Source organism: Catellatospora coxensis (genome assembly GCF_016862635.1).
GTDB classification, from domain to species: domain Bacteria; phylum Actinomycetota; class Actinomycetes; order Mycobacteriales; family Micromonosporaceae; genus Catellatospora; species Catellatospora coxensis.
In genome coordinates, this window is record NZ_BONI01000151.1 from 1 (window position 1) to 7,778 (window position 7,778).

At 72.7% G+C, this 7,778-nt stretch carries 6 protein-coding genes; 5 read left to right on the forward strand and 1 reads right to left on the reverse strand.

Annotated features, from left to right (window positions below; all coding sequences use genetic code 11):
- Positions 1–13 precede the first annotated feature (13 nt).
- Positions 14–2,755: an ATP-binding protein gene (locus Cco03nite_RS41310; protein ID WP_239168083.1), complete on the reverse strand. Its 2,742-nt coding sequence runs from the start codon at positions 2,753–2,755 to the stop codon at positions 14–16.
- A 409-nt stretch (positions 2,756–3,164) separates the two neighbouring features.
- Here Cco03nite_RS41310 and Cco03nite_RS41315 point away from each other — a divergent pair, with 409 nt between their 5' ends.
- The 5 genes from Cco03nite_RS41315 to Cco03nite_RS41335 all read left to right on the forward strand — a co-directional run.
- Positions 3,165–4,169: an ABC transporter substrate-binding protein gene (locus Cco03nite_RS41315; protein ID WP_203699510.1), complete on the forward strand. Its 1,005-nt coding sequence runs from the start codon at positions 3,165–3,167 to the stop codon at positions 4,167–4,169.
- Between the two features lie 10 nt (positions 4,170–4,179).
- Positions 4,180–5,205, forward strand: coding sequence for a FecCD family ABC transporter permease (locus tag Cco03nite_RS41320; RefSeq protein ID WP_203699511.1), 1,026 nt, complete (start codon positions 4,180–4,182; stop codon positions 5,203–5,205).
- Position 5,206: 1 nt separating this feature from the next.
- A complete protein-coding gene (locus Cco03nite_RS41325; RefSeq protein ID WP_203699512.1) occupies positions 5,207–6,265 on the forward strand; it encodes a FecCD family ABC transporter permease in 1,059 nt (352 codons plus the stop codon).
- Positions 6,262–7,038, forward strand: coding sequence for an ABC transporter ATP-binding protein (locus Cco03nite_RS41330; protein ID WP_203699513.1), 777 nt, complete (start codon positions 6,262–6,264; stop codon positions 7,036–7,038). Before Cco03nite_RS41325 ends, Cco03nite_RS41330 begins: the two co-directional genes overlap by 4 nt.
- 437 nt (positions 7,039–7,475) lie before the next feature.
- A partial coding sequence (locus tag Cco03nite_RS41335) for a WXG100-like domain-containing protein (protein WP_444546537.1) occupies positions 7,476–7,778 on the forward strand: 303 nt, incomplete at its 3' end.

Below are 7,778 nucleotides of genomic sequence, written 5' to 3' on the forward strand. Positions count from 1 at the left end.
GACGGTCATGTGCTCAGCGGGTGAGGGCGGTGGTCACTTCGGTGCGGGAGGTGACGCCGAGTTTGCGCAGGATGCTGGAGACGTGCACGGCGGCGGTCTTCGGGGAGATGTAGAGGCGGCGGGCCAGTTCGGCGTTGGTGAGGCCGTCGGCGACCAGCAGGGCGACCTCGCGTTCGCGGGTGGTCAGCGCGGCGACGCCGGTGACGGTCTGGCGGCCGTCTGCGGGGGCGAGGCCGAGTTGCGCGCGCAGCTGCGAGAGCTGGTCGACCCGCCAGCCGGTCCACCGGCGCAGCAGTTCACCGGCGCGCTCGACGCAGCCGGCCGCTTCGGCGTCGCGGCCCAGTGCCAGCAGGCAGCGGGCCGCGCCCAGGTGGGCGGTGCCGCGTACGGCCAGGGCCAGCATCGGTGACTCGGCCACGGACCGGTAGCCGTCCAGGGCCGCCGAGTCCTGCCCGCACACCTCGGCGAGTTGCGCCTCGACCAGTGCCCGCCAGTGGTCCCAGACCTGCCCGTCGAGCAGCTCGTCGGCGAGCTGCCGCAGCCGGGGCAGCGGCAGTCCCGCATGCACCGCCGCCGTGAGCAGGTCGTGGGCCTGCTCGCCGCTGCGCCAGGCCTGCCGGTGCAGGCTGTCGAGGACCTCGTCGAGCAGCGCGTCGGCGCCTTCGAGGTCGCCGCGGCGGCAGGCCAGGTGAAAGCCGAGGCCGTGCAGCACCATCGGGTCGACCTTCTCGATGCCGGACAGGTCGCTGATGAGCCGCTGCACCCGGTCGAGGGCGCCGGACTCCAGGCACAGTCCGGCCAGGAACACCGCGTGGAAGTCGGCCCGGCGGCCGGAGTGCAGGTAGCCGCGGTCACGGGAGCGGCCCGCGTCGAGCGCGCCGACCGCGGCCTGCAGATCACCCTCGCGCATGGCCAGGCGGGCCAGGCCCTGGAAGTACGCGGCGACGGCCAGCGCCTCGAAGCCGGCCCGTTCGGCGTCGCCGCGCATGCGTTCCAGCAGCTCGGCCTGCTCGGTCAGCGACGACGTCTGCGGCATCAGGACCAGGCGGTTGAGGGCCCGCGCGGCCAGCACCCATTCGCCGAGCTTCTCGGCCTCGTCGACGAGCCCGGCGAGCACGGCCCGCCCCTCGGCGGAGCGGTCCGGGTGCCCGGACAGCACGATGCCCTGCTCGACGAGGGCGGCCAGGCGGATCTGCGGCAGGTCGAACTCGGCGGCCAGTGCGAGGGCCCGGTCGGCCCATTCGAGGGCTTCGTCGTCGTGGTCGCGCAGCATCGCCGACTGCGCGACGGCGGTCATCGCGCGGGCCTTGTCCGCGCCCGGGGGCAGCTGGGCGATGAGCCGTTCGATGTCGGCGGTGACCCGTTCCAGCCAGGGCTCGTCGTCGGTCTCCCAGGCGAGCCGGATCAGCAGGTAGAGCGCGTCGGCGCGGTCGGCGGGGCCGTCGGCCAGGTCGCGCCAGCGCTGGGCGTAGCCGGCGGCGTCGTCGAGCAGCCCGGCCAGCCAGGCGGCGCGGGCGGCGGCCGACAGCAGGGTCAGGTCCTCGGGGTCCTCGGCCATGCCCATCTCGGCCAGCTGCAGCGCCTGGTACGCCGACCCGATGGCCAGGTACAGCACCGCGCCGCGGCGGGCGGCGGACACCATGTCGGCGTACCGGCCGGCGGCCTGGGCGTGGTGGGCGATCAGGGCCGGGTCGGCGTCGCCGCCGTCGAGCAGCGCCTCCAGGGCGCTCTCGTGCAGGCGGCGGCGCTGGCGGCCGAGCATCTGCCCGGTGATGGCCTCGCGCACCAGCGCGTGCCGGAAGCTGAACTCGTCCTCGCCGGCCTCGACCAGCACCCCGCGCACGACCAGGTCGCGCAGGATGCCGATGAGCTCGTTCTCGCCGGCCCCGGTCACGGTGGCGAGCAGGTCGAACGGCGCCCGCCGTCCGAGCACCGCGGCGGCCTCCACGACCCGCTGCGCGTCGGCGTCGAAGCTGGCCACCTGGCGGCGCAGCACCTCCGCGAGGCTCCACGGCAGCGGCTGGTCGACCAGCGCGTCGAGGTCGTTGGGCTGGCAGGAGCCGAGCAGCTCCTCCAGGAAGAACGGGTTGCCGCCGGTGCGGTGGTACAGCGCGGCGGCGGTGCGGTAGGACACCGGCCTGCCGGTGACCGTGGCGAGCAGCGCCGCGGTCTCGGCCTCGGTCAGCCGTTCCAGGCGCAGGTGCGCCACGGCGTGGCGGCGCTCCATGCGTTCCAGCAGCGAGGCCAGCGGGTGCCGGCTGGTGACCTCGTCCGGCCGGTACGTGCCGATGAGCAGGCGCGGGCCGTCGGTGTCGGCCAGCCGCTCGAACAGCGCGGCGCTCTCGGAGTCGGCCCAGTGCAGATCCTCGAACACGATCACCGAGGGGTCGTCGCCGACCAGGTCGGCGACCAGCGCCAGCCCGCTGTGCAGGCGCTCGACGGGGCTGCGCCGCGGGTCGGTCAGCGCGGCCAGCCGCTCGGCGTCCACCTGCACGCCCTCGGCGCCGTCGATCGCGTCGAGGAGCAGCTCGTAGGGGCGGGCCAGGGAGTCGGGCTCGGCCTGGCCGACCAGCACCACGGCCTGCTCGGGCAGGGTGGGCAGCAGCTCGCGGACCAGCCGCGTCTTGCCGATGCCGGGCTCGCCGCCGACGAAGACGACGGCCGGGCGGCGTGCCGCCACCAGCTGCGTCAACTGCCGCAGCTCGCGGTCACGCCCGACCATCGTCGAGCTCACCCCACCTCGCTGACTTCCCACGGCCGACACCTTACCGGCGCGGCCGGACAGGCCAGGGGCCCTTTTCGGGGGTCCTGGCCTGTGTGCTCGCTCTCAACCGACGCGCCGCGGCCCCGCCGCTGTCGCGTGGGCCCGCCGTGACGTCGGCCGGCCGGGGGAGGCGTGGCGGTTCGGGTCCGGTCCTGCGGCCGAGTGCCGCGCCAAGCCCGAGATTCGGTGCGGCGGAGGACGGTGCATTTAGGACCGACGGTATCGGCACGTCGTGCGCCTGCCGTCGGTCGCATCGCAGGGAGTCGTTTTCGGACATGTTCACGCAGGGTGATCGGGCAGTGAGTGACCTGGGTCACCTGGAGCCTTCCCTGTAGCAGGTGGCGCGGTTAGCCTTACCTAACTTTAGGTTGCCCTTCCTTAAGCGAGAACGGAATTCCCCATGCGCATCTGGCGCCCGATCGTTGCCGCCGCGGCGCTGAGCCTGACGCTCGCCGCCTGCGCCTCGACCGACACCCCCGAGGCCACGCCGACGTCGTCCGGCCCGTGGCAGTTCACCAACGGCAACGGGGAGCTCGTCAAGGCCGACAAGACCCCGACCCGGATCATCGCGCACGCCGGTGAGGCCGCCGCGCTGATGTCCTTCGGCATCAAGCCGGTCGGCGTCTACGCCGACGAGTCGGTCAAGACCGACCCGAACCTCAAGGGCCTCGACCTCACCGGCATCGAGATCCTCGGCCAGGAGTGGGGCAAGATCGACGTAGAGAAGGCCGCCGCGCTGCGCCCCGACCTGATCGTCGCCGACTGGTGGCCCGCCGAGAAGGCCCACAGCGGCCTCGAAGAGGGCGTCGACGAGAAGAGCAAGAAGCTCAAGGAGCTCGCCCCGATCGTCGGCGTCGCGCAGGGCAAGTCGATCGCCGACCTCGCCGAGGGCTACGAGGACCTCGCGCAGAGCCTCGGCGCCAAGGTGGACGCCCCGGAGATCGCCGCCGCGAAGAAGAAGTACGAGGACGCCGTCGCCGCGTTCAAGGCCGCCGTCGCCGCCAAGCCCAACCTCACCGCGCTGGCCATGTCCCCGGCTGACGACAAGGTCTACGTCGCCAACCCCGAGTACGCCCCCGAGCTGCTGGACTTCCAGAAGTGGGGCCTGAAGGTCGTCAACCCCGACAAGCCCGACCCCGGCTTCCCGTACTGGGAGAACCTGAGCTGGGAGAACGCCGACAAGTACCAGCCCGACCTGATCCTGTGGGACGGCCGCTCCTACACCGACACCGCCAACGCCGAGTGGGGCAAGAAGCAGCCGACCTGGTTCGCCATCAAGGCCGCCAAGGCCGACGCGGTCGTCTCCTGGCCCGCGTACTGGCTGCACACCTTCGGCCACTTCGCCGCCGAGCTGGACAAGCTCACCGTGGCGATCAAGGCCGCGGACGAGAACGTCGGCAGCTGACCCTCCGCACATGAGCACCCCGACTGTACGAGCACGGCGAGCGCTGGCCCTCGGGCCCGGGCTCGCCGTGCTCGGCGTGATCCTCGCCCTGGTCGCCTTCCTCAGCATCACCCTCGGCTCCCGCGACATCGGCCTGAGCGACGTGCTGCGCGCGCTGGCCGGACTCGACGGCAGCTCCATCGAGCACACCGTCACCGTCGAGATGCGGGTGCCCCGCACCCTGCTCGGTGTCCTCGTCGGCGCGGCCCTCGGCGTCGCCGGGACGGTCCTGCAGGGCGTCACCCGCAACCCGCTCGCCGACACCGGCATCATGGGCGTCAACTCGGGCGCCGCGGCGTTCGTGGTCCTGGCCATCACCGTGCTCGGCGTCCGCGGCGTGAACGTCTACATCTGGTTCGCGTTCGCCGGCGCGATCCTGGCGACCCTGCTCGTCTACGTGATCGCGTCGCTGGGCCGGGAGGGCGCGACACCGGTCAAGCTCGCCCTGGCCGGAGCAGCCGTCACCGCGGGCATGGGCTCGCTCACCACCGGCATCGTCATGACCAACGTCGACGCCCTCAACGAGCTGCGCTTCTGGCAGGTCGGGTCGCTCGCCGGCCGGTACGCCCCGATCCTGTCCGGGGTCGCGCCGTTCCTGATCGCCGGGCTGATCGCGTCGCTGGCCTGCGGCCGGGCGCTCAACGGCCTCGCCCTCGGCGAGGACACCGCCCGCGGCCTGGGCCAGCGCGTCGGCCTCACCCGCGCCGCCGCGTTCGCCGTCGTCGCCGTGCTCGCCGGAGCCGCGACCGCCGCCTGCGGCCCCATCGTGTTCGTCGGACTGATCGTGCCGCACCTGGCCCGGTTCATCTGCGGCCCCGATTACCGCTGGATCCTGCCGTACTCGATGCTGCTCGCCCCGATCGTGCTGCTGCTCGCCGACGTCGTCGGCCGGGTCGTCGCCGCGCCCGGCGAGCTGCAGGTCGGGGTCGTGCTCGGGGTGCTGGGCGCGCCGGTGTTCGTCGGCATCGTCCGCTACGGCAGGTTGTCGGAGGCCTGACATGACAGCAACCGCCACCCGGACCAGCGCTGCCACCGCGGCCGCGCTGCGTGCCGCCCGCCGCCACCGCGCCGTACGCGCGTTCGCCGCGACCACCGGCCTGACCGCCGCCGTCGCCGCCCTGTTCGTGCTCACCATGATGGTCGGCAGCTTCCGCCTCACCGCGCAGGAGGTCGTCACCTCCGTGCTGCACCTGGCCGACGTGCCCAGCGTCGACTTCGTGGTACGCGGCCTGCGCCTGCCCACCGCCCTGTCCGCGCTGACCGTCGGCCTCGCCCTCGGCGCGTCCGGCACCGTGTTCCAGCAGCTGCTGCGCAACCCGCTCGCCTCACCCGACTTCGTCGGCATCACCTCCGGCGCGAGCCTCGCGGCCGTCAGCGGCATCGTCCTGTTCCAGGTCGGCGGCCTCGCCGTCTGCCTGCTCGCGCTCGGCGGCGCGGTCACCGCGGCCCTGGTCATGTACCTGCTCGCCTGGCGGGACGGGGTCAGCGGCTACCGGTTCATCCTCATCGGCATCGGCGTCGCCGTGTTCTTCGAGGGCCTCACCGGCTACATGCTGATCAAAGCCGAGCTGTTCGAGGCCCGCCAGGCCATGCACTGGCTGACCGGCTCGGTCGGCCAGGCCAGCGACCAGGAGCTGAAACTGCTCGGCGGCGCGCTCGTCGTGCTGCTGCCGCTGGCCGTGATCCTGTCCCGCAAGCTGCGTGTGCTCGAACTCGGCGACGACACCGCGCGGGCCCTCGGCTCCCGCGTCGAGCTGACCCGCGCCGCGCTGCTGGCCACCGCGGTGCTGCTCGTCGCGCTGGCCGTCGCGGTCGCCGGGCCGATCGTGTTCGTCGCGCTGGTCGCCGGCCCGATCGCGAACCGGCTGCTCGGCCCCGCCACCGGCGGCATCGTCGCGGCCGCGCTCGTCGGCGCGCTGCTGCTGCTGTCGGCCGACCTCGTCGCCGTGCACCTGCTGCCCACCGCGCTGCCGACCGGTGTGGTCACCGGCGCGGTCGGCGCACCGTACCTGCTGTGGCTGCTGGCCACGACCAACCGGAAGGGAGCCGGCGGATGAGCCGACTGCGCGCCGAAGGCCTCACCCTCGGCTACGACGCCGAGCCGATCGTCCGCGACCTCGACGTCACCATCCTCGACGGCAAGGTGACCGCGATCGTCGGCGCGAACGCCTGCGGCAAGTCCACCCTGCTGCGCGGCCTGGCCCGGCTGCTGCGCCCGCGACAGGGCAGCGTCCTGCTCGACGAGAAGGCGATGGCCGGGCTGAGCACCCTGGAGGTCGCCAAGGTGCTCGGGCTGCTGCCGCAGAGCCCGCTGGCCCCCGACGGCATCACCGTCGCCGACCTGGTGTCGCGTGGCCGGTACCCGCACCAGGGCTGGTTCCGCACCTGGAACGACCGCGACCACGACGCGGTCGCCCGCGCACTCGACGCCACCGGCACCGCCGACCTGGTCGACCGGCCGCTGCGGCAGCTGTCCGGCGGGCAGCGCCAGCGGGTCTGGATCGCGATGGCACTGGCCCAGGACACCGACCTGCTGCTGCTCGACGAGCCGACCACGTACCTGGACATCAACCACCAGGTGGAGCTGCTGCGCCTGTTGCGCACCCTGAACGCGCAGGCCGGCAAGACGATCGTCGCCGTGCTGCACGACATCAACCTCGCCAGCCGGTATTGCGACCACATCATCGCGATGGCCGACGGGGCGATCGTCGCGGAGGGCGCGCCGAGCGAGGTCATCACGGCTGAGCTGGTGGCGAAGGTGTTCGGCCTGTCCTGCGTGATCGTGCCCGATCCGATCGCGGGCACACCGATCATCGTGCCCGCCGACTGACCGTGCTGTTCGGGCGTCCAGCTGCGCGACGAGTGGACCGCCGCCGCCCGAGCGGCCCAACTACCCTGCCTGCACTCTTTCGCCCGCGGCCCCGAACACGACCGCGAGGCCGTCACCCTGCCCTATCACAACGGCGGGACCGAGGCTGTGAACACAGACCCTCACACCCACCACCACACCAGTCCCCTCGGCGCCGGTGGGGGACACCCGGACACACACAGGTTCGAACTGCTGAGTGCAGCCGTCCGTAGTTTCTGATGGCATCTGCCGGCTGACGTCTGACCTGGCGTCTGGCGTGTGGTGCCCCACGTCTGTCGGCCTGCCGTTCGCCGGGGTGCTGCCGGTCGTCGTGGTGTGCCGATGATCCGTCGTGGCTGGTCGGGTGGGGTGTGCTCGTGGTGGCAGCTGTGTTGTGGCTCGGGTGGTGAGTCGTGGGTATGAAGGTGCCCGGCTGGGTGCGCGAGTTCTTCCTGATCGTGACGGGTGAGTCGTGGCCGCAGGGCGATGAGGACCAGTTGCGGGCGTTGGGCCGGTTGTACGGGGAGTTGGCGCGGATCCTGGTCGAGGTCGAGCAGGACCTCGCCGCGATCGAGGCCGTGATCGCCGGTGGGGGTTGGAAGGGCGATGCCGAGCAGGCGTCGCTGGCGCACCTGAAGAAGCTGAGAAACGGTGGTGGTCTGCGCAAGCTGGCCGAGGCGGCGGAGAAGATGTCGCGGTTCGCGTTCGACGCGGGCGCGAAC